At 42.3% G+C, this 22,937-nt stretch carries 18 protein-coding genes; 8 read left to right on the top strand and 10 right to left on the bottom strand.

Translation table 11 applies throughout. The features are described 5' to 3' along the window. Positions 1-21: 21 nt before the first annotated feature. Positions 22-747, bottom strand: coding sequence for a hypothetical protein (locus AC21OG_RS07595; protein ID WP_487378144.1), 726 nt, complete (start codon positions 745-747; stop codon positions 22-24). A 738-nt stretch (positions 748-1,485) separates the two neighbouring features. Between AC21OG_RS07595 and dinB the strand changes: the two genes are divergently transcribed. The 3 genes from dinB (at position 1,486) to AC21OG_RS07580 (ending at position 4,509) form a co-directional block, all read left to right on the top strand. Next, positions 1,486-2,598: a DNA polymerase IV gene (gene dinB / locus AC21OG_RS07590; protein ID WP_487378143.1), complete on the top strand. Its 1,113-nt coding sequence runs from the start codon at positions 1,486-1,488 to the stop codon at positions 2,596-2,598. Positions 2,599-2,765: 167 nt separating this feature from the next. Beyond that, positions 2,766-3,959 (top strand): tRNA preQ1(34) S-adenosylmethionine ribosyltransferase-isomerase QueA, encoded by a 1,194-nt coding sequence (gene queA / locus AC21OG_RS07585; protein WP_487378142.1) that lies wholly within the window; start codon positions 2,766-2,768, stop codon positions 3,957-3,959. 67 nt (positions 3,960-4,026) lie between these two features. Further along, on the top strand, positions 4,027-4,509 hold the full coding sequence (locus AC21OG_RS07580) for a GAF domain-containing protein (RefSeq protein WP_487378141.1): 483 nt from the start codon (positions 4,027-4,029) through the stop codon (positions 4,507-4,509). Positions 4,510-4,724: 215 nt separating this feature from the next. On the opposite strand, the gene AC21OG_RS07575 is transcribed toward AC21OG_RS07580, so the two are convergent. Continuing rightward, complete coding sequence (locus tag AC21OG_RS07575; RefSeq protein ID WP_487378140.1) at positions 4,725-5,579, bottom strand: hypothetical protein; 855 nt, start codon at positions 5,577-5,579, stop codon at positions 4,725-4,727. A 554-nt stretch (positions 5,580-6,133) separates the two neighbouring features. On the opposite strand from AC21OG_RS07575, the gene rluB reads away from it, so the two are divergent. Further along, positions 6,134-6,955, top strand: a complete 822-nt coding sequence (gene rluB / locus AC21OG_RS07570) for a 23S rRNA pseudouridine(2605) synthase RluB (RefSeq protein WP_491185079.1) — start codon at positions 6,134-6,136, stop codon at positions 6,953-6,955. A 142-nt stretch (positions 6,956-7,097) separates the two neighbouring features. Here rluB and AC21OG_RS07565 read toward each other — a convergent pair whose 3' ends face one another. Further along, entirely contained in the window at positions 7,098-7,685 is a 588-nt protein-coding gene (locus AC21OG_RS07565) for a hypothetical protein (RefSeq protein ID WP_487378138.1), read from the bottom strand. Between the two features lie 55 nt (positions 7,686-7,740). Beyond that, the gene (locus AC21OG_RS07560; RefSeq protein ID WP_487378137.1) at positions 7,741-8,358 is read right to left on the bottom strand and encodes a hypothetical protein; all 618 of its coding nucleotides are present in this window, start codon (positions 8,356-8,358) and stop codon (positions 7,741-7,743) included. Between the two features lie 113 nt (positions 8,359-8,471). Here AC21OG_RS07560 and AC21OG_RS07555 point away from each other — a divergent pair, with 113 nt between their 5' ends. Continuing rightward, positions 8,472-9,065, top strand: coding sequence for a LysE/ArgO family amino acid transporter (locus AC21OG_RS07555; RefSeq protein ID WP_487378136.1), 594 nt, complete (start codon positions 8,472-8,474; stop codon positions 9,063-9,065). Positions 9,066-9,155: 90 nt separating this feature from the next. On the opposite strand, the gene AC21OG_RS07550 is transcribed toward AC21OG_RS07555, so the two are convergent. The 3 genes from AC21OG_RS07550 to AC21OG_RS07540 form a co-directional block, all read right to left on the bottom strand. Next, positions 9,156-9,797, bottom strand: coding sequence for a MarC family protein (locus AC21OG_RS07550; RefSeq protein WP_487378135.1), 642 nt, complete (start codon positions 9,795-9,797; stop codon positions 9,156-9,158). 162 nt (positions 9,798-9,959) lie between these two features. Then, positions 9,960-10,877 (bottom strand): carboxylating nicotinate-nucleotide diphosphorylase, encoded by a 918-nt coding sequence (gene nadC / locus AC21OG_RS07545; RefSeq protein ID WP_487378134.1) that lies wholly within the window; start codon positions 10,875-10,877, stop codon positions 9,960-9,962. Between the two features lie 343 nt (positions 10,878-11,220). Next, positions 11,221-12,267 (bottom strand): NUDIX hydrolase, encoded by a 1,047-nt coding sequence (locus AC21OG_RS07540; RefSeq protein ID WP_487378133.1) that lies wholly within the window; start codon positions 12,265-12,267, stop codon positions 11,221-11,223. Between the two features lie 653 nt (positions 12,268-12,920). Between AC21OG_RS07540 and nadA the strand changes: the two genes are divergently transcribed. The 3 genes from nadA (at position 12,921) to AC21OG_RS07525 (ending at position 17,818) form a co-directional block, all read left to right on the top strand. After that, the gene (nadA, locus tag AC21OG_RS07535; protein WP_487378132.1) at positions 12,921-14,108 is read left to right on the top strand and encodes a quinolinate synthase NadA; all 1,188 of its coding nucleotides are present in this window, start codon (positions 12,921-12,923) and stop codon (positions 14,106-14,108) included. A gap of 172 nt (positions 14,109-14,280) precedes the next feature. Continuing rightward, positions 14,281-16,413 (top strand): L-aspartate oxidase, encoded by a 2,133-nt coding sequence (locus AC21OG_RS07530; protein WP_491185078.1) that lies wholly within the window; start codon positions 14,281-14,283, stop codon positions 16,411-16,413. A 478-nt stretch (positions 16,414-16,891) separates the two neighbouring features. Then, positions 16,892-17,818 (top strand): LysO family transporter, encoded by a 927-nt coding sequence (locus AC21OG_RS07525; protein WP_487378131.1) that lies wholly within the window; start codon positions 16,892-16,894, stop codon positions 17,816-17,818. 125 nt (positions 17,819-17,943) lie between these two features. Here the strand turns inward: AC21OG_RS07525 and AC21OG_RS07520 are convergent, their stop codons facing one another. The 3 genes from AC21OG_RS07520 to AC21OG_RS07510 all read right to left on the bottom strand — a co-directional run bounded on the left by AC21OG_RS07520 (position 17,944) and on the right by AC21OG_RS07510 (position 22,390). Beyond that, complete coding sequence (locus tag AC21OG_RS07520) at positions 17,944-19,230, bottom strand: FAD-dependent monooxygenase (protein ID WP_487378130.1); 1,287 nt, start codon at positions 19,228-19,230, stop codon at positions 17,944-17,946. A 522-nt stretch (positions 19,231-19,752) separates the two neighbouring features. After that, the gene (locus AC21OG_RS07515) at positions 19,753-20,757 is read right to left on the bottom strand and encodes an IS110 family RNA-guided transposase (protein ID WP_487378311.1); all 1,005 of its coding nucleotides are present in this window, start codon (positions 20,755-20,757) and stop codon (positions 19,753-19,755) included. Between the two features lie 307 nt (positions 20,758-21,064). Continuing rightward, positions 21,065-22,390: an FAD-dependent monooxygenase gene (locus tag AC21OG_RS07510; protein WP_487378199.1), complete on the bottom strand. Its 1,326-nt coding sequence runs from the start codon at positions 22,388-22,390 to the stop codon at positions 21,065-21,067. Positions 22,391-22,937: the final 547 nt, after the last annotated feature.

Raw genomic sequence — 22,937 nt, 5'->3', positions numbered from 1 at the left:
ACTAATTTAGCTAAATAAAGATTATTTAGTCGTTCCAGAAGTTCCACTTGTTCCAGAGCTACTAGATGAGTCAGAATCATTACTTGCTGCAATAGCGATACCGATAATACCGGCAGCAGCTAGCGGTGCCCATGAAGGAAGCCCACCAACGGCAGCATTAACTGCTGGTGTCGGTGCTGGTGTCGGTGCTGGGGCAGGTGCTGGTTGCGGGACAGCAGGGGTAGGGGTTGGTGGAGCCGGCTGAGGAGCTGGTTGCGGTACTGGCTGTGGCGCAGGTTGTGGTGCTGGTTGCGGCGGTGGCGCTACTGGCATACCTTGTGGAAATGCACTACTGAACCAGTTATCACACTGTTGCATAGATACGCGTACGATATCGCCAGATGAATTGACATATTGATTAATCATCATATCAGGCGAATAAGGAATATATTTACCATGAAGCGCGCTAGCAACGCCATCACGTCCACCGCGACGACCCGTCCCGATATCACAGGTACCATTGGTATACTGCGGTGCTAAGTCACCCAGACGACCTTTCGATACCGCGACTTCATTACCACGTAGTAGTGGTTTATGAAAAGTACTCGATCTATAAAATTTAGCGTTGCCTGATTTAATAGCACTTTGGCATTCAGCTAAAGTATCATAACCCACATTACCATGAGAGTCATAATGCATTGCAGCTTGAGCAGAGACACTAATCATACCTAGTGTCATTAACGAAAGAGCGCCTAGTATCTGTTTCAATTTTAATTTCCTTTTTATTTATAGTTAAAAATATTATTAACAAAACTAAATTTAACTACTAGACTAGCATTTTATTTAGTAGATTTACACTATAATTTTACAAAAATTAAGGTTGTTTTCAATAAAAACTTTAAAAAGTTATTCTTTTAAATATTGGCTCTTCTTATTAAAAAATACCTAAAAGTCATATCTGCCATGAAGTCATCGTTTTTACAGTTATTTTTATTGTACATAGTTTTTTAACCACTTTTAAAAATACAAACAATCCTATTATATCTAAATTCTTGTTTAAAATTTAATCGGAAATTAAAACCTAAGTGTATGATGGTCTAAAATTCATCAGTGGCTACTCTATTATTCATAGTGTGATACACCAACTTGCCCTAAATGTTCTATCCGAAAATTTGAAAAAACTCTCACTTAATCGTCGGCATAAATATTCATACATTTTAAGCGTTATCCCTGTTCATTTAACCTGTTACACTATTTAAGAATCACACTATTTAAGAATCACACTATTTAAGAATCACACTATTTAAGAATCACACTATTTAAGAATCACACTATTTAAGAATCGCACTATGTAAGAATCGCACTATGTAAGAAGTACACTATCCATCGGACATCCGTTCTGGTTATAAAAATCATGGGTTTCATTACATACACTCTAACCTGAGCGAAATACGATATCTATGCATCTGACCTTAATACTAATATAAACCCCGACCCTATTATATAATGAGCCATTCTTTATCTGACGATCCAGCTATCGTGTCAACGATTCCTCAGCGTAAAATAATCCATCTGGATATGGATGCATTTTATGCCAGTGTTGAACAACGCGACTTCCCCGAACTTCGCGGTAAGCCTTTGGTAGTAGGTGGTGATCCAAATGGACGGGGTGTGGTTGCTGCAGCTAGTTATGAGATTCGCAAATTTGGCGTTCGCTCTGCAATGTCCTGCTATGAGGCTAAACGTCGCTGCCCTGACGCCATATTTGTACGTCCTCGATTTGACGTTTATCGTAGCGTCAGTCAACAAATCAGACAGATTATGCTAAGTTTAACCGACCTTGTTGAGCCATTGTCCTTAGACGAGGCGTACCTTGATGTAACGGGTATCAAAGCACATCATGGATCAGCAACGTTAATGGCAAACTGGCTACGCGCTGAAATCTATAACCAGACCCAACTACGAGCCTCTGCGGGGGTGTCCTTTAATAAGATGTTGGCTAAGATTGCCTCAGACATTAACAAGCCAAACGGCATTGCGGTAATTACACCCGAGCAAGCCGATGACTTTATCACGGCGCTTCCCATTGAGCGCTTTCATGGGATCGGCAAAGCAACAGCGCGTCGTTTACATGAGATGGGAATTTATACTGGGGCTGATTTAAGAGCCATGCCAGTCGATACATTGGTCAATGAGTTTGGCAAGCGCGGTCGCTTTTATTCTGAAATTGCGCATGGCAATGACACCCGCCCTGTCAAGGCAGAGCGTAAACACAAATCGGTAGGCAGTGAGACTACTTTTCGTGACAACATCAGTGATACAGAGCGATTATTGGATCAGATATTTGAGCAAAATGCCGATGCGTTTACCCAATTGAGCAAAAAAGGTCGGCTCGGCCATACCATAACGTTAAAAATCAAGTATTCCGACTTCCACCAAATTACCCGCTCACACACCTTGCACACCCCCTTTCCTACCGCTGAATCTGCCCATTATTGGCTGCGCAAACTGCTGGATGATGTCCCTCGACACCTACCCATCCGCTTGGTTGGCGTTACCTATTCTAATTTAACCACTCCCGACAGCCTTAACGCTCAACCTGACTTATTTGGGCTATAAAAATATTATAGGCAACTCAAAAAAGGCTTGTTTCTGTTAAACTAGCCACTATTGAATTTGGGGCAGACTAGAACAAATCTAAGTCATAGTTTTCCTAAGTCATAGTTTTCGCCTTTTTTATTTGAACGCCTTGACCACTTTTATTTTAAGACGATTAAAGACCGCCTATGAGCCAGCATAACAATCAATACCCTACTCCTGACGACACCTTAAACCATTTAACAGATACTGAGTCCGTATCTTCAACTGAGGGCTATCTAAGTGTCGACGATTATGACTATGAGTTACCTGATGAATATATTGCACGTTATCCTTTAGAGCAACGCAGTGCGTCACGTCTTATGTACTTGCCGGCGCATAACGACTGTCAATTTGAAGTACTGGATAAAAAATTTACCCAGTTGCCTGAGCTATTAAATCAAGGCGATTTAATCGTATTTAATGACACCAAAGTCATGAAAGCACGACTTTTTGGAAAAAAAGACAGTGGCGGAAAAGTTGAAGTGTTGGTAGAACGTCTGACCGATGATACGCAGTTTACCCAAGATCAAGCTAAGGGCGGCAAGATTTACGATAATGTCGCTCTATGTCATGTACGTGCCAGTAAGGCGCCCAAATACGGACAGAGACTATTGTTGGCGGATGGCAATATAGACTGTGTGATGATAGGTCGTCATGAGAACTTGTTTATCCTAAGCTTCAAAAACCCAATATTGCCTGACTTAGAGCGCTATGGTGAATTGCCAATTCCTCCTTATTTTGAGCGTCATGCTGATGAAACCGATAATCTCCGTTATCAAACCGTATTCCATGACCCTACTAAGCTTGCCAGCGTGGCAGCCCCAACTGCCAGTCTCCATTTTGATGATACGGTATTGGCTAAGCTAGCTGATAAAGGTATTAACACCGCATTTGTCACCTTACATGTGGGTGCTGGAACCTTTGCCCCGGTTAAGACCGACAATCTGCTCAATCACACCATGCACAGCGAATATGCGAATTTGCCACAAGATACGGCTGACTTGATTAACCAGACTCATAAAAATGGTCATAAAGTGATTGCCATTGGTACCACAGTGACCCGTGTGCTTGAAACGGCTTATCAAAAAACTGCCGATACCCAAGGTCAGATTTCAGCATGGGCGGGCGATACTGATATATTTATCTATCCCGGTTTTAAGTTTGGAGTGATAGATACTTTATTAACCAACTTTCATTTGCCCAAATCTACTTTACTAATGCTAGTATCAGCCTTTGCGGGTAAGCACAATATTGAGCGAGCTTATCAGCATGCTATTAAGCATAAATATCGCTTCTTTAGCTATGGTGATGCGATGCTGCTAGAGCGTAACAACTCTTAATCACGGCTCAAACCCAGTGGCTTATGATAAGTAAAATGATATATAAAAAGATAGATAAGAGAAGACTATGCAAGACTTGACCCCCATTGACCCTAACGCTGATAAAGTCGAAAAGTATGAGCTGCTATTAAAACAAGCAGAAGACATCATCAGTAGTGAAAGTGATTTGATTGCCAATATGGCTAATCTGACTGCGTTATTAAAAGACACCTTTGGCTGGTTTTGGATAGGCTTTTATCGAGTCGATACTGAGTCTAATCAGCTTATTCTTGCACCTTTCCAAGGCCCACTGGCTTGTACACGTATCAATCATGGCAAAGGGGTGTGCGGTGAAGTTTGGGCAACCGGCAAGACGCAAATTGTCGATGATGTTAATGCGCATCCGAATCATATCGCATGTTCAGCATTATCACAGTCAGAGATTGTGGTGCCGGTCAGAGATAGAAATAACGAGATTATTGCCGTATTAGATATTGATTCGGATAAACTGGCGACGTTTGATGAGGTTGATGGGGAGTATTTGGAGAAGTTGATTGAGCTGTTTAGATAATACCTTCTCTATGAAATACCTTCTCTATGAAATACTCTTTGAATCTTATATTTTAGCGTTTGCACTCACCTTCATCGATAGGTTAATTTCTAGATTTGTTATAGAATCTCGTAACAAAAAAATAGAGAGGGCTCTTAATTCTTGATATAGGGCGCTCTCTATTGTTAAGATTTGAAATCTTTTCAATTTAAAAGGGTTTATTATTTCTATTTAGACTAAATCATCTTGCCCACTACTTTAATCGCTATGCCACCACCAGGAATTAACTCACTAGCGATATCGGCACTAATATCAACCAGCATTTCACGAGTTAAAATTTCGCTAATTTTATTTTTGTACCATTCCCCGTTTTCGATGACTTCCCCTGTTAGTCCATTTACTTCAATAACTCCTGTTTTATCAACCGTACCCCAAACGAACTCAAAAGCAAAAACAGGCACTAAAAATAGATGAATTTTATCAAAGGTGATGGTGTCATTATGGATACTATGAGCATTTACAGCTTCACTATTTAATAAAGAACAGGCTTTTTGAATAACTGTTTGCTGAGGAATAAGGGGTTCAATGACATTCTGGTTTTCAGAAACGGCAGTTTGCTCCTCAAACTTATATTTTTCATTATAGTTTTTAAATATGTCTGGATTAATATCTCGGTTTAGCCCATCAATAAGTCGATTACAGTATATTTTTCGATGACATGATTCTAGTGCAGGTATATCAATTCTTGCTTTGTCTTTAGTACGAGCCACCTCATAGGTTTCATCTCCAACCTGAATTGACTGTACATAAGGGTTATGGATAGGCACTTGATAAGTGATTTGGCATTCATAGTCAACGGATTTGGTCGCTTCTATATGCCAGTATGGCTCTAAGCGACTTTCTTTGCGCGATAACTGAACGGTTTCTTCTTTTGGACGCTTTAGGGGATTAAGTTTTGCCATCATACCAAAGGCATTGAGCTTCTTTTTTTCTGCTTGTTCCTGTGCCGCTCTAAAGCTATACACTTCATCGAATACAAATAATTTACTTGCTTCTTCTTTAATTAATACTTGTTGTTGTGTCGTTGCCATATTTAGTCCCTAGCCTTTATATTTATGAGATAAACCATATTACTATTTTAGGGCATTGACTACTATAATTTATTTAAACTCAGTTTCTCTAGTGAGAGTCCATAGGCTCAATATTTTAATTTTGTGATAATAAATTGAAGCAAATATAGATATACTGCTTAGGTAAGAAGATAGTAGCGAAAGCGGGATAAGTTCCGTATATTAAATTCCCCTCTTTTGAACAAATTTGCAAAACATCAAGAAAAGCTAAGCCAAATGGCGTATAATAGCCCTCCTAAATCACAAAGCAATGGTTTAAGACTCGTTTTAAATTAACTTTGTGAACGTCAAACCCTATTCTACATTGTGAAATGTAGCCACTCACCGATTCAAGGAAGCTACCTATGCCTCGTATTAATCATAAAACACACCCTGACAAAACCTCTGAAACATCCGATCAAGATGTAGCCTCAAAAAACGCACCTATCCCAAACCATGTTGAGTTTCAGTTTGAGGAACCGACGACCAAAGCCAGTACAGCAGGTACTGAAAAGCTGCAAAAAGCATTGGCACGTATGGGTTTAGGCTCACGTCGTCAGATGGAAGAAGTCATTAAGTCTGGTCGTGTCTCAATCAATCAAACCCCTGCCACTATTGGCGACCGCGTTACCCAAGGTGACGAAATCCGTGTGGATGGCCGTCTGATTAAGTACAAATCTGAACGTGAAAAGCGTCGTCGTGTGTTGGCCTATTATAAGCCTGAAGGCGAGATTTGTTCTGCCAATGATCCTGAAGGTCGTACCACGGTGTTTGAGCGTTTGCCGAAACTGACGCATGACCGCTGGGTAATGGTGGGTCGTTTGGATATCAACTCAACGGGTCTGTTGTTATTTACCAATGATGGGGAGCTTGCGCATCGCTTGATGCATCCGTCTAATGAGATTGTGCGCGAATATGCGGTACGTATCTTGGGCGAGTTGACGCCTGAGATGATGCGTAATCTCACTGAAGGCGTTATGCTTGAAGACGGTTTAGCGAAGTTTGAGGAGATCAGACAAGGCGGCGGTGAGGGTGTGAATAAGTGGTATCACGTGAAGCTAAAAGAAGGTCGTAATCGTGAAGTGCGTCGTCTGATAGAGTCGCAAGGTCTTAAAGTCAGTCGTCTACTGCGTACCAGTTATGGTTCGGTTGATTTGCCAAAAGAGCTACGGACGGGCCGCTTTATTGAGCTTGATCGAAAGGATATTCACCGTTTAATCGAGTTGGTCGATATGCGTCCCCGAGAAGATATGGGCGTTCATGGTAAAGCGAAAATCAAGAAAGAACGCTTCCAGAAAAAACCATTGAAAGCCCGTCCGGTTCGGGATGCCCGTAAACAACGCTCTAATAAGCGTTAAAAGCTAAGCGCTAATCAGGACTCAGAGCTATTACATTCCAGAAAATAAAGCCCCTTTATACAGTGTAAAGGGGCTTTTTGAAGTTATGCCTTTTTAGTCTATCTTCAATGGTAATACTAATATATTCTTTATTTTTTAACCTTTATGCTCTATCGTCCAGATAGCGCCGCATGGCCTGCATCTCCTGTATACTCTCTTGTTGACAGCGGCTTAGGAGCGCATCAAGCTTTGTTTCAATCTGAATGAGTAACGCTATCAACAACTCCAATGCCTGAGCTTGATTATTTGCAAGGGTGGTGTTTTCGGCAGTGGGTATATTGGCATGTTGTAAACGGTTGTCATGACGGGCAATGGTCTGATAGCTTTCAATGACTTGGGGTAATCGGGTATTTAGTAGCTTTTGAATAACAAACTCATCTTCTGTCGCATTTAAAGTACGATGACCTAAAGTTTGTCCTGATTGTTCAATATCAGTCCGCCATGCTTGGTAGATATCAGCTTTGAAATCAATTCTTTGAATATACTCAAGGGCGCTGGCAGGCAAGTGTTGTAATTGCTCAGTGCTCAGATCTAGTTGAATCATTTCTGGTGGTGGCAACTGGGCTGGCTCTCTATATTTCAGTGTTCCAGGGGTTATTCCGACAGCACGGTGAAAAGCAAGCCAGCCTTTGCGACCTAAATAACCTGTCACTGCTAGTGCGGCTAGCCCTGCTCCTATTGATACTATCATTTATTGATATACCCCGTTAATGACTGTGGTATTGATGGCATTTGTGCTACTTGTCTTATTTTTCAAAGCGTTGCTGGAGATAACGGTTGGTAGCCAGTAGTTTTTGTCCATCTTGATGATAAGCGGCATCAAGCAAATCATCGAATTGCTTATTCACGGTATCGAGTACTTCTAATAGCGCTTCTCGACCGGTGACGTTTGAGTTCCTGATCTTGGTTGTATCGGCTCGACTTAAGGAATGACTACTGTCTGTAGCGCTATTCGACGGTCTAATATCTTCAATAATTGTCTTGTTAGAGGCGCTGGGTACTTGGTCTAAGTCATGCAAACGACGATAGTCAGCGACTGCTTCTGGAATATGCTTATCCAGCACATTTTTGATCATGATATAGGTTTCATCCACCGCATCTTTGTCATCGATGACCCCATCATTATTGGTATCACCATACAGCATTCGAAGCTTTTCTCCTTTGTCATTAATGGCATCTAGCTTTTGTTTGATATCGGGCGGTATGCTCTTTTCAGGTATAAAGCCAAGTTTTGGCATCGCCTTATATGCTAACATCTTGGGCTGGGTAATTTTTTTGACACCACGATATCCCAAATATAGTCCAGCAGCAGGCAGAACGCCATACAGTATAAACATCAATAGCATTGCGGTGGCTTGAGTCATAAATTATTCCTTTACAAATATCGGTGTGACGTCATCGTGTCAAATCAATTATATATTCGATGTAGCAGCTTAAGGTTAGTATCTATTTTATAAAAATTATTAAGGTTAACCAGATGGATTATGTATCAGGCTTTGCACTAGGGCTATCGCTCATTTTTGCTATTGGCTCGCAAAATGCCTTTGTCTTAAAGCAAGGTCTCAAAAAGCAACATGTGCTTGCCATCTGTTTATTTTGTGCCGCTTCAGATGCGTTACTGATTTCAGCTGGGGTGACAGGCTTTGGTGCTATTACTGCAAAATACCCGAACGTGGTTCAATTTGCAAAGTTAGCAGGAAGCTTATTTTTGTTAGCCTATGGTTTGCAAAGCTTATACGCCAGTGTTCGTAAATCACATGCCATTACCGCAGAGTCACAAGTTGTGACTAGCTTACGAAAGTCATTGTTACTTTGCTTTGGATTTACCTGGCTCAATCCTCATGTGTATTTGGATACGTTGGTACTGGTGGGCATGGTATCGACGGGTGCAACAAGTAAACTTTGGTTTGCGATAGGTGCGGTCAGCGCGTCGTTTGTGTTCTTTTTTAGCTTAGGCTATGGGGCAAGATTACTCTCCCCCCTATTTGCCAAACCCAAAGCGTGGAATGTGCTCGATGCATTGGTGGGAATACTGATGATTTATTTAGCGTGGCATTTGTACAGTGGTTAAACTTTTTCTATATAGTTTTAAAAGATATAGTTTTAAAATACGGTCTCAAATAGCGTGTTAAACATGACTCTTTCAGTTTAAAGTAAAACGCTAAATTAACTGCGGAAAAATAGTACGTAGACCACTGACTAAGATCTCAATTGCTACCGCAGCTAGCAACATACCCATTATACGACTGATAATATTAAGTCCAGTATCTCCCAACAGTTTACTCAATCGTCCCGCTGCCATTAACGCTAAATAACAGAAGATTGCTATCATTAATCCAGCAATAATGATGGCCAGTTTTTGTTGCCAAGAGTGCACTTGAGCAGAATAAATAATGACCGTAGAAATACCGCCAGGACCAACCATCATCGGTATTGCTAAAGGCACAACTGCTGCCGCTGAGCTGCCTATAGTTTCAATACTATCATCAAACTCAACATTTTCTTGGTCAGGTTTGACAGGGTTACCCTCACCATTCATCATATTGATGGCAATCAAAAGCACCAAGATACCACCCGCTACTTGGAATGAGCCGATAGATATCCCTAACGCTTTTAGCAGCAGTTCACCAGCGATAGTAAAAAAGCCGATAGTAATAAACACAGTGAGACTACTAATACGCGCAAAACGGCGCCTATCAACCATGTTATAGCCGCGAGTCGAATCTAAAAACAGCGTTAAAGCACTAAACGGGTTAATTAGAACCACAAACGCTAAAATTATTTTAACAATTTCGGTGTCCATAATGGGCGCCTTAGTTTGCAAAAAAGGGCGTTATTTTAACCCTTACTTACCTCGTTATAAAGACGTTCTGAGAACGTCATTTAAAATACCTTGATCCATACCTTAATCTTCACAAGCATACGACATGACAATATATACGCTTTGACATTTTAAACGCTATTATTAGGCGGAAAAATCCATGCCAATATCAAGCGCTGTGGTGCTGTGAGTAAGATAACCCATCGCAATAAAGTCTACTCCTGTTTTGGCAACATCAACCACACTATCAGGGGTAATACCCCCAGAGGCCTCTGTTTTGACTCGTCCACTGGGATGAGTTTTGCATATCGCCACCGCTTCTCGCAAGGTATCAGGGCTCATATTGTCAAGTAGTACCAATTCTGCACCGGCATCAATGGCCTGTTGCAATTGTGCCAGCGTATCCACTTCTATTTCAATAGGTATAAGATGGCCTGCTAACTGTTTCGCCTGCGCTATTGCATTAGGAATATTCCCAGCAATCGCAATGTGATTGTCTTTGATCAAGATGGCATCGTCCAAGCCCATTCTATGATTGCGGCCACCCCCACAGCGTATGGCATATTTTTGTACCGCTCTTAATCCTGGAATGGTCTTACGGGTACAGGTAATTTGCGCTGGATAATCGGCAATTAAATCAACAACTTGTCTAGTCGCAGTAGCAATACCACTTAAGTGGGTCATAAAGTTTAACGCCGTACGCTCTGCCGTTAGCAAGTTACGCGCATTGCCGCTAATAGTCGCTAAGGTTTGACCTTTCGTCACCCAAGCGCCGTCATGCGTTTGCGGTGTAAACTCAATATTGGCATCAACTTGTGCAAAGGCCAATCTTGCCAAATCAAGCCCACAAACCACCCCATCTTCTCGTACTGCCAGTGTGAGAGTAGCCTGCTTATCAGCCGGTATCGTAGCTTGAGAAGTAACATCTCCACGGCGACCCAAGTCCTCTAATAATGCGACTTCAATCAATGGCACTAGCAACACATCATTTAAGGGTGGCTCATGAGTATCAGTGGTAGCGCTAGTGGATACATCGCGACTTGAGGCCGTATTAGTTGACATAAAAGGTCCTTATTGGCTAAACATTATTTGATTATGACTTGTTATTAGATTTTATTAGTTTGGCGATATTATAATTAACGGTGCCTAGCTATGCAGCGTTTTTTAGTTTCTAACGCTTATTAACGCTAGTTAAATGCTATCTAATTTTAATAAAGCTTATAAATTTTAAGAAACTAAGTGCTTAAATAAGAAATTAAGTGCTTAGAAATGACTAATTTATATTAGTTTTAATGCTCAATATGAGCATAAATATAACGAAGATAAGTATCTTTAGCAAACATTAATCAATTATAAATATTATGTTTTAGACAAAACAGTGATAAAACAATTTTATAATTCATTATCAACGGTTACTTTTAGGCAGCTTACTATCCATCAACAAGCTTTGTAACTCAACATCAAATCGAAAACGATATAACTTAGCAGGTCGTCCTCTTCCTTCATAACTGCTATTGCCTGTAAGCTCAAGTAGGTTTTGACTTTCTAATAACCGCCTAAAATTTTGCTTATGCAATGGCACCCCAGAAAGAGCTTCCACGCTCTGTTGCAACTGCAATAGGGTGAACTCTTCTGACATTAAACCAAAAATCAATGGACGATATTCAATTTTAGCCCGTAGCCTTGATATGGCAGTGGCAATGACGCGGCGATGATCATAATACATGGGTTCGCCAGTAACCTGTTGCCAGTTATCCGGTAGCTTGATGGCATTATAAAACGGTGACTCAGGTATCAAGCCCGCTTCATAAAGCATTTCATAGCGCAGTAAGGCATGCTCAGCGACCCACTTGGTAAACATCTCATTGGCCGAATCACTCTGACTATCATCATTGGAGAGGATGCTTTTAAAGTCCGAATCCTCTTGGCAGTCGCCTCCCCAACATAAATAAATACGTTGCAAGCGCTTTTTTCTTTCTCCCTTTTCTTTCGCTGAGTTGGCCCACTTCTTTAACCTTTCTGCAATCTGAATGCTGTGTTGTATGCTCTCTTCTTCCGTATGATTTTCCCACGGGAAGTAGTCGTACCAATCCCGCCAAATCGAACCCAAATGAGTTGCTTTATTGACGTCATTGGTCTCATTAGACTCTTGTACGAGACCCATATAGCTAACATATACCAACGCATGGCCGTCCTTGTTACGCCTATTGGTATCCACAAAGGTATATAGCTGTTCAATATAGCCCAAAGGTTGCTGCGTCTGCTCTTCCACCCACTGTCGCACACCAGCTTGAAGCGAGCGATGCAACGGCATAAGCGGTCCATTTGGCAATAGCTTGCCCCCTTCTACCGTTAAGACGCGGGCTTTATTTTCTGTAATAGCAATTAATACTGCCACTACTTCTGTAGTGCCGCTACCTTGACTATGGGCGTGGGAAAACGACAAGCTCATACTTCTCTTCAATCAGATGATTAGCGATAGGGAAATTTTTTCAAACTATAAACTCTATTTACGTTATTGGCACTATCTGGTCTTGCAGCGATATGTTTAATTAAAGCCGTAGTATACCGCTTAATCGCCACAATTACACGGCATGTGTACCCTAACCAGTAGATTATTGAAAGGTTATTTAAGTCTAATGATAACGCGAAATTATCTATTAAAACTCAAATAAAAATCAAAATTATTACACTGAGTTAACAAATATTTTTGGAAAAAACTTGTAATTATGCTCAGAATGAGCATAATTAAAGCTCACTACTATTTTAGATGAATTTAATTATTTTAAATTGAAGCTCAAAGACTAAGAATTTAGCTACTGAACTGATTAGCAGCGACTCATTGCCTACTAGTATTTATTGACATTAAGAAATTATAAAATAAGACCTAATGAAATAAAGACTTAAAGAGACGAACACTTAAAAAAAACTACGACTAACGTAAAAATGAATATAAATGTTTACTGGGTTTAAGTGCTTAAGGACAATTACAAATGATTGATAAAACATATTTCTTCACCTTGCAGACACTACCAATAAACAACCTCTAGTCACTATCATTTCTTAATTTTGCATCAGTTCTATAAACGTTACAGGGAATTTACTATGACCACCTCACATGCCAGCTCAACCGCGCCAGCAGAAAAAGTAGAGCTTTTTGCCTACGATGCACCGACCCTTGCTCAAAGTAATCAGCAATCAGCCATCAAGACCATTGATATAGAGTATGCCAAAGCGAAGATACCCGCTGAGCTTTCTCGTAGTGAGCGTCAACAGGTAGAAGTCAATATCAAACGACTGTTAAAAGAACACAATGCGGTATTGGTTGCCCACTATTATGTCGATCCCTATATTCAAGATTTAGCGTTAGAGACAGGTGGCTGCGTCGGCGACTCGTTAGAGATGGCACGCTTTGGTAAAGAGCATGAAGCTGACACTTTAGTGGTGGCGGGTGTGCGCTTTATGGGAGAGTCGGCCAAAATTCTAAGTATGGAGAAGACGGTGCTAATGGCCGACTTAGAAGCAGAATGCTCTCTCGACTTAGGCTGTCCTATCGATGAGTTTAGCGCCTTTTGTGACCAGCACCCTGATCGTACCGTGGTGGTCTATGCCAATACTAGCGCTGAGGTAAAAGCCCGTGCGGACTGGGTAGTAACTTCCTCTATTGGTCTTGAAATCGTCACTTACCTGCATGAAAAAGGCGAGAAAATCATCTGGGGTCCTGACCGCCATTTGGGTAAATACATACAAAAACAAACCGGTGCCGATATGCTGCTTTGGCAAGGCTCTTGTATCGTCCATAATGAATTTAAGGCCCGTGAACTTGAGCAATTAAAATCAGAACATCCAGAAGCCGTGGTGTTAGTGCATCCTGAGTCACCCGATAGTGTTGTGGCACTCGCGGATGTCGTCGGATCTACCAGTAAGCTGTTAAATGCCACGCATGAGATGGATGCCAAAACATTCATCGTAGGAACTGATCTTGGTATTCTGCATGAAATGCGCAAACAGTCGCCTGACAAGCTCTTTTTAGCGGCGCCAACGGCTGGTGAAAGTGCCACCTGTAAAAGCTGTGCCTTTTGCCCTTGGATGGCAATGAACGGTCTAAAAGGCATTGAACAGTGTTTAGAGCACGGTACAGGCGAAATTAAACTAGATCCTGAGCTTGCCACCGCCGCTCTTAAGCCACTACAACGTATGCTTGACTTCGCTGCCGAACAAAAACGTCGGGTGGCCGCCAGTGGTGATATCGTTAAAGACCGTCCCTTATTTGAAAAAGTGGGTCCTGCTTAAGTCAGAGCCTACTTATCCGCCTGTTTACTAGCTAAAGATTATTTATTCACCTGTTCTGCACCGAGCATATCAGCTGAAACACATTGCCCCATTATTCATTTTATTGAGATCAATTATGTCACTGCCTAAAACCCACCTCGAGAATCGCATTTCAGATCTGCATCGCACTGGTATGCACTCTGATATGCACAGCTCAGCAGCTCAGTTGACTGATCATTGTGATGTGTTAATTATCGGTGCGGGTTTGGCAGGTTTGACCACTGCCCTGTCTTTACCTAACGACCTTCACGTTATCGTCTTAGCCAAAGAAGACTTGCAGGCGTGCTCTAGCCAGTATGCTCAAGGCGGTATTGCAGCAGTGATTGATCAAGAGGATAAAGTGGCAGATCATGTTAGTGATACGCTAATAGCTGGGGATGGCCTCTGCGATGTGCAAGCCACCACTCACATTCTCTCACAAGGTAAGCAGGCTATAAACTGGCTACTAGAGCGTGATGTGCCTTTTACAACTCAAGAGACCGATCATGAAACTGAGCATGAATCTGATAATGAAACTGAGCATGAAACGGGTGATACAAGGGGTTATAAAACAGATGCAGGCAAACTAAAGCTGTCAGATTTGCACTTAACTCAAGAAGGCGGACATGGTCGGCGCCGTGTTGCCCATGCCGAAGATGCGACAGGTCGCCATATTATGACCAGTTTGCATCAACAGCTGGCACTTGCACACAACATTACCGTTTTACCCTTCCATGAAGCGTTAAGCCTAATAACGGAAGGTGACAATAACCCTGTCTGCACAGGTGCACAAGTGTTAGATGCCCAAAATAATTGCCTAAAGCAAATCAAAAGTAAGGCTATAGTCCTTGCCAGCGGCGGTCTGGGTCAGCTATTTAGCCGAGCCACTGCACCCAATGTGTGTGTCGGTGATGGGATTATGATGGCATGGGAAGCGGGTTGCCGTTTGGCTAATCTTGAGTTTATTCAATTCCACCCGACTGGTCTGGTCTATGATGATGAGCGTGGCGATAGGAACTTTTTGATCTCTGAAGCGGTACGCGGTGAAGGTGGTTTGCTAATTAACCCGTTAACTGGCAAACGCTTTATGCCAGACTACGATGAGCGGGCGGAATTAGCGCCACGTGATATCGTAGCCCGTGCTATCGCTAACGAAATAGCGCTCAATGCTAATACCATTGCTGATACTATTTCTAATACTATTAATCACACCATTGCTCACGTGAACGACAACGACCATACCAATACCAATAACAAGATAGATGCCAATGACAAGTCTGGCTGTATCTCAGGTGAAGTCAATGAACCCAACAAGCTTGGCTATGTACATTTAGACATATCGCATAAACCGGCTGAATTTATACGTGAACATTTTCCAGATATTTACGCACATTGTTTAAGCTTGGGTATTGATATCACCACTGACCCTATACCGGTCGCCCCTACCGCTCATTATACGTGTGGCGGTGTGCTAGCGTCGGCAACTGGGCTGACCGATGTCAAAGGATTGTATGCGGCAGGTGAAGTCGCCAATACAGGTCTTCATGGAGCCAATCGTTTGGCCAGTAATTCATTGCTTGAGTGTGTGGTAGTGGGTCAACAAGTGGCTAACCATATCCCTAGCTATTTAGCAGACCTTTCTCATTGGGAGGCACCACCTCAGGTATCACATTCAGGCGCTCAATTTGCAGTCGCTATTAAGCCGCACGTTGAATCTACTCACCTTGAATCTACTAAGGCCAGTGATAAAGCAGCATCAAAGCTTCTGAGAAACATGACAAACACAACAAACTCCAATGAGCACCATTGGGATAGTGCTACTCATATTGCGGCGTTAAAGCAACTGATGACCACTAATATGGGTATAAGACGTCATGAATCTAGCTTGCAAAAGGCATTAGAGCAAATCTACTTATGGCAACAGCAATGCCATACCAAGCTAACACAAGCGGATAGTGCTCAGTCTGATGGCAACTCTAATCTAGATTATTATCGTTTTAATCGGTTGCTTACCTTGGCCTCATTACTGCTTCAGTCTGCGCTCACTCGTGAGGAAAGTCGCGGTGGTCATTATCGGAATGATTTCCCAACGCCGACAACTTCCCCCGCTAGCAGTATCATTTATCCGTTATCTGGTTATCCTTTATCAGATAATTTAAAAAATCCTGCTCCGGTGATTGGTGCTGACACTGGTACTGATATTGGTGCTGACATCAAGACTTTAGCAAATCTAGACAATCGTCAAAAGACGCTTGAAACTGTAATTTTAGAAGCGCAAGCCTCTTAGATTGTAGATGCGCAAGTCTCTTAGAGTCTTTGCAATATTCAAAAAGTCTTTGGAACATTTAAAAAGTAAGCATCTGTATTCATATACCAAAGTACGGTGCTTTCAGGCAAAAAGACACTCTGTTTTTATAAGCAGGTTGTCTTTTTTAATGTCGTCTGTCCCCTCAGCTAACCTGGCTATGGTAGAATCGCAGCGATTCCCGTTCATTTTAGCTATCAGCAGTGCTAATTCGCGAATGTTTTACACGCCCTAGCCATTGATAAATAACGTTATACATGTATACATGATACCAAATCTAGAAATTAACCTATTAAGAAATGCAAGTCCAAACACAACAAATCAAACGCTACAAGTAGCTGATTTAATCCGCCTGACCGAGTTTAACAAGGGATAGGTTAATTTATAGAAAAGCTATGAAACAAAAAGCAAAAGCAATCGAGCTTACCACCACACCCTTTCAAATATCGACGAACCCCTGATGCAATTACCTGAAAACCTCGATAGTTTTATCACACTCATATTGGTATTAACGCCTTTATTTATCGGCTTTGCCTTACCTTTAAATAGTACCGTCATGCGTTATTCAGAGCGCCTGCTTGGTTATTTGGTTTATATTATCCTCACCTTAATTGGTATTGAGCTGGCACAGGTGCAGGGGCTGGGTAGCCAAATAAAAGACATTGTGTTGTACGTTGGCGTATTATCGGTACTGACCATTGGCGCTGGTTTGGCAGGACTGATGCTATTTGATCGGTTAGTACCGTGGCAACCTGTCGTTAATAAGGGCAGTACTGAGCACAAAGTCAGTATCAGAGGCAGTTTGATTCAGGTATGTTGTGTGGTACTTGGATTTATTATTGGGAAGGTGTTGCCTTCAGGTTTTATGCCTCCAGAAAACACGATGACCGTCTTACTTATGATCCTGATCTTACTGGTGGGCATTGGTCTTAAAGCGTCAGGCATTACCTTAAAAGAGGTGGTACTCAGCAAACGTGGTATGCAAACTAGTGTGATATTTACCTTATCGGTACTGCTAGGCGGCGTGATGTTTGCGATGATATTTGATGAGGTGTCGTTGACTCAAAGCTTGGCACTAGCATCGGGCTTTGGCTGGTATTCTCTCTCTGCTATCGTCATGACCGATGCTTATGGGGCTGTTTGGGGCAGCGTCGCGTTATTTAATGATTTGGTTCGTGAATTTTTCGCATTACTGTTTATTCCGCTATTTATGCGGCGCCATCCCTCAGCTGCCGTCGGACTTGGCGGGGCTACCAGTCTTGATTTTACGTTACCTGTTATTCAGCAGTCAGGCGGATTGACGGTCGTGCCGTTGGCAATTAGCTTTGGGTTTATTATTAATATTGTAGCGCCAGTATTGATGGTGGTATTCGCCTCGTTTGGATAGGTTTGGGTAGGCGTCATCAAATAGGACGCCTATTAATACTCTATTTGGACTTACACAATTTGGATTCACACAAAAGTTGCAATGTCAGCCATCAATATGATTATTAGAACTCATAAACTATAAAACTATACCCCACTTGCTTGCTTGGTAAATAATCGCATTAACGGTTTGATTTTCCCGACGCGGTACATTCCCTCACTACGAATCTGTTGCACGGGTCGCAAAGCGGCAAAGTCACCTGCAAACAGCCAATTCATCAAAGAAAAACTGTGCATCATCATGCTGTTATGTGGGCGACGCACACGCTCATAACGGCGTAACGTGGCAAGCTCCCCCCAGCATCTACCGCCACTACGCTGATAGTCTTCCATCAAAGTATCCACCAAAGCTGCCACATCCAGCATGCCTAAGTTTAGACCCTGCCCTGCCAGCGGATGCACCCCATGTGCCGCATCACCGACCAATACTACGTTTTCTTTGACATAGTGCTGCGCTTGCTGAGCGGTCAATGGGAAGCTAGCGATAGACTCAAGCTGCTCAATATCACCGAGCGCATATTGACTAGCGGCGGCCAATTCTGTGCGTAATGTATCACCGTCTTCTTCATTTAATTGCAACAGCTCAAGGGCTCTATTACGTGGCAAACTCCATACTACAGACTGCCAATGTTGCGGATGAGCTTTGTCCTCAGTGGTGACATCTGCTAAGGGCAACAATGCCAATGTCCCTGTCGGTAGCATTAACTGACGGGCCGTCGCACGGTGCGGTTGTTGCGTCTTAATCGCGCAGCAAATTGCCGTTTGCTTGTAGTCGAGACTATCCATACCAATACCCGCCTCACGTCGCACCATGGAACCTCGGCCATCCGCGCCAATTAATAGCTTGGCTTGCAGTATCGTCTTAGTTACGCCCTTCCCAGACTCTAAAGTGACCTGATAGCCTTTTTGCTCGCCGTACCAGTCCAGAGCCACCATTTTATGACCGGCTAAAACCGTTAGATACTCACTGATATCGGTATCTGCCAGACGCTGATATAAGGCACGTTCAATGACAAATGGCTCAACCATACTGCCAAGCAGTTGTGGCACTGCCTCATCACCAAACTTAAGCTCACCTTTGCCATCTTGTTGCCATACCTGCATTTGGGTGTAGTCCGCTTTTCGCCCTGATGCCGTAATGAGACGCCACGCACCCACTTCTTTTAATAGCTCAATACTGGCGATACTTAAGGCAAATACCCGCGCATCACGCTGCTCAAGCTTTTGTTGCCACTGTGCGTCACTTAACTCGGGACGGACATCCACTAAGGTGACATGCTGCTGCTGTTGAGCCAGTTTTATCGCTAAGGTAGCACCAACGATGCCCCCTCCGATAATAAGGGTATTCGACGATTTTAAAGAGTTGACGGACATAATGTAGTTCCACGAATGAAGAAACGAGTAATGACACGAATGATGAAACGAATGAAGAAACGAATGAAGAAACGAATGAAGAAACGAGTACTGACAACAAGAATTAAACGAATGATAAAATAATACTAAATTTAGAACTTATTCTATCGATAAAGGTAAGTCCAAAATGCGACAAATCAAATGTTCAAATAACAGGGTCAATTAGTCTAACTCCGTCTAACCCAGTCTTATATATAAAGATAGGCTATTTGATAGAAACCATATTATGAGGACTCACATCATAGTCATAATTTGGTTCTTTTATTAGCTAAAACTTATTGGCTAACACTATTGACAGGTTGACTATAAAAAGCGGTTTAGCCTCGATTGCAGCGGATATACTGCTTGAGCGCGCAAATTGCGGAGGCTTAGGATGCAGTGGCTCGCGAAGCAGGAGACACGGCATCCTTTAGCATTCCGCTATGCGTGCTCAAGGAGATAGTAGCGCAAAGATACCATCTTATATGTCAACTCAAATTACTATCAAATAGTAACTTGAGGTTTGTATTTGCTTTGGTGCTTTATCACACCATAGCAAATCTGTAATAACTTTCTCATACCTGCAATCAAAGCCACTTTCTTGCATTTTCCTCTCTTCAGCAGTCGCTCGTATAGTTGCTTAACATCAGGATTGCAACTAATTGCAGATAACGCACACATGAACAACTTCGATCGTAGGTTGCCATCCCCTTTTTTACTAATACGGCTTCTTCCTTTAAAGATTCCTGACTGTATATGTATAGGGGTTAATCCAACAAATGAGGCGCATTGCGAAGCATCCTTAAAGTCTTTAGATAGGAGTAACGACAATACATTCGGTGCGACTGTCTTACCTATGCTTGGAATGCTAACTAGGTTGTCATAGCCTGACTTTAAGTCAGGATGATTACCTATGTGTTTATCTATCTTGGCTTGGATGATATCTATTTGTTCGTTATAAGTGTCTATCACTTGTTTTATAGATTGGGCGATATCGTTGTCATAGCTCTTTCTAGATTCAACTTTTTCTAGACGGTTGCTTTCTCGCTTCTTATCAGCCTTGAGCGTGTCTAAACGGTCTAGCAGATACTTGAGCTTTCTGACGTGCTCAGGTTCTGGCTCCCATGCTTTAGGGTGCCTTGTATAGGCGTATTGCGCGAGTACGTACGCGTCTTGTTTGTCGGTTTTGTGATGACTGCCGATGGCACCTGCAAATTGTTTGGCATATGCCGGATTAATAACGGCTACTGTGTAGCCTTTACTATGTAGATCATAGGCTAGGTTCTCATAGTATATGCCTGTGGCTTCCATGATGATAAGATACTCATCCGGTTTCTTGTTTGTGCTTTGCTTAGCTAGCCATTTGGTAAAGATTGCAAAGCCTTTTTCGTCATTAGTAAAGGTTTTACTGTGGGCTTTGTTTTTAACTTTTTTACCTTCTCTGTTTAGCCATGTTGCGTCAAATTTAGCTTTGGATATGTCAATTCCAACGTATACTTGATAGGTCATTTCTTTGCATTTCCCTTGTGAATACAGTGTCTCTTAGTTTTAATTTCTAAGGCACTTTGATACCATTCAATCTAAAGAAATACAGGTAGAGGGCTTTATCTTTGCGTCGAGCTCTTTGGCTATAGCGAGATCACTAGCTCACTCTACCTGCTACCATAGCTAAGGTTAACACTTATCTATGGCTTTTTTAACATACAAGCGAGATTAGCTTCATTATTCTAGTCTCAATAGTCTGCACGTAACTTATAGCTTAGAGCCAAGCAGTTTAAAGCCAAGCAGTTTAGAGCTCGTTTAAAAATTAGCCAAGCTATGACTTCAAACCCATCGCGTAGCTTGCGACCAAAGGCTTGACGTTCGGTATCTTATCAAAAGCAATCAAGGCCACATTACGCGCTAGTTTGACAGCAGGGTTGGTATTGGTGAAGCCATGCACTACGGCATCACAGAAGCGAATGACTCGCTTTTGGTCTTTTTGACGCGCCTGCTCATACGCTTTTAGCATACTTGCCTCGCCAATATCCTCGCCTCTTAATACTTGATTTGCAAGCATCTTAGCAAGTACATGCGCATCACGCATACATAAATTAAACCCTTGTCCTGCCACAGGATGTAAGGTGTGAGCCGCATTGCCCATAATGACTACTCGCCCTTCAACCTGACGATCAGCCAATACCCGAGTTAACGGATACGCCCCGCGTCTACCGGCTTTTAAAAATGTACCGGCACGTTGTCCAAAAGCCTTTTGCAATGTCGCTAAAAACAACTCATCATTGTCCAAATACTGCTGCTCTTCACCGCGTTTACAGACCCATACCACCGAACGTCGATAGCCCGCCTGTATAGCGTTGTTATCGTTGCCTGCACTATTAAAACTGCCATCGGTTAACGGTAATACCGCCAATGGCCCCGCTGGACTAAAGCGCTCTATCGCAATATGCTCATGCGGTTTGTCAGTCTGTACCACGCCAACGATAGCAGATTGCCCATAGTCGTAATCTTTGGTGGCGATACCCATCAACGTGCGAACCGTCGAGTCGCGCCCATCACACGCGACCAGTAGATCTGTACTGAGCGTTTGCTGCTGTGCTAAATCGGTATCATAAGTAATCGTTACTGAGCCGCCCGATTGTTGATTGCTGTAACTGGAGCTATTACTGTTACTGGATCTGTTACTGATGCTATTTCTGACATCGGTCACTGTTGCCCCATCAATCAGGGTAATCAAAGGACTTGCCTGCACCGCTAGCAATAGCTTGCGACCTAGCCAAGCGTTTTCCATCACTTGTCCAAACGACTCTACTTTCTCTTCTTCTTTATTCAGCTGCGCATAGCCAAAGCTACCCTGCTCACTGACTTGCACTGCATCAATACGGCACGCATGGCTTTGTAGCTCATCCCACAGGTTAATCTCTTGATAAATCTGCACCGTCCGACGTGACAGCGCAGTATTACGACTGTCCAAATAATGCGTGCGTTTTGCGTCCTCTTCTGGGCCCATCTTAGGATAGCGGTTGCGCTCAACAATAGTACTCGCAATACCTTTATCAGCTAGCAACAAGGCAAATGACAAGCCAACGTGCCCGCCTCCTGCGATTAAAACGGTTTGCTCTGTTATGGCCTGCGATATTGACATAATACCCTCGTTTGATTTACCTATTTTGATCACTGTCTTTATGAGTTATCTTTATTAGTTATCTTTATAATTTAGGTTTATGAGTTAAATGTGATAATTAAGCTTATTGACTCTCTTTATGGATTAAGGCTGCGTTGGTGGCCTTGTTTTATTTTATAATTTTTCGCACCATTTTTCTCACCGCAACCCAATCCTCTTAATCTATTTCTTTACCCTTTATCTTACCCTGATTTGACCCTTTAATACACATTCAATCACTCGGGATAATATTTGCAATTGTCATACTTTTGTCTATTGTCCATGTTACTCTTTAACAGAGATTTATTTAAGCATGACCGCACCTATAAATTACACCAATAAAATGCTTAATAGACTTATCAGCAGCCTCATTGATACAGCTTAAATAAAAAACCATATTATAAAATGCCTGCTTTGAACGTCACCATTTACAAATTTCGACTTTAGGCCTGTGCTAATTGGCTTGAATTTCGATATGAAACAGCCATAATAAACAGAGGTCTGTTCATAAATCAATCCATGAATAAAT

It is taken from the genome of Psychrobacter sp. CX5, from assembly GCF_057621535.2.
The sequence above is the reverse complement of the archived record's forward strand: the minus strand, read 5'-3'. Positions and strand labels throughout refer to the sequence as shown.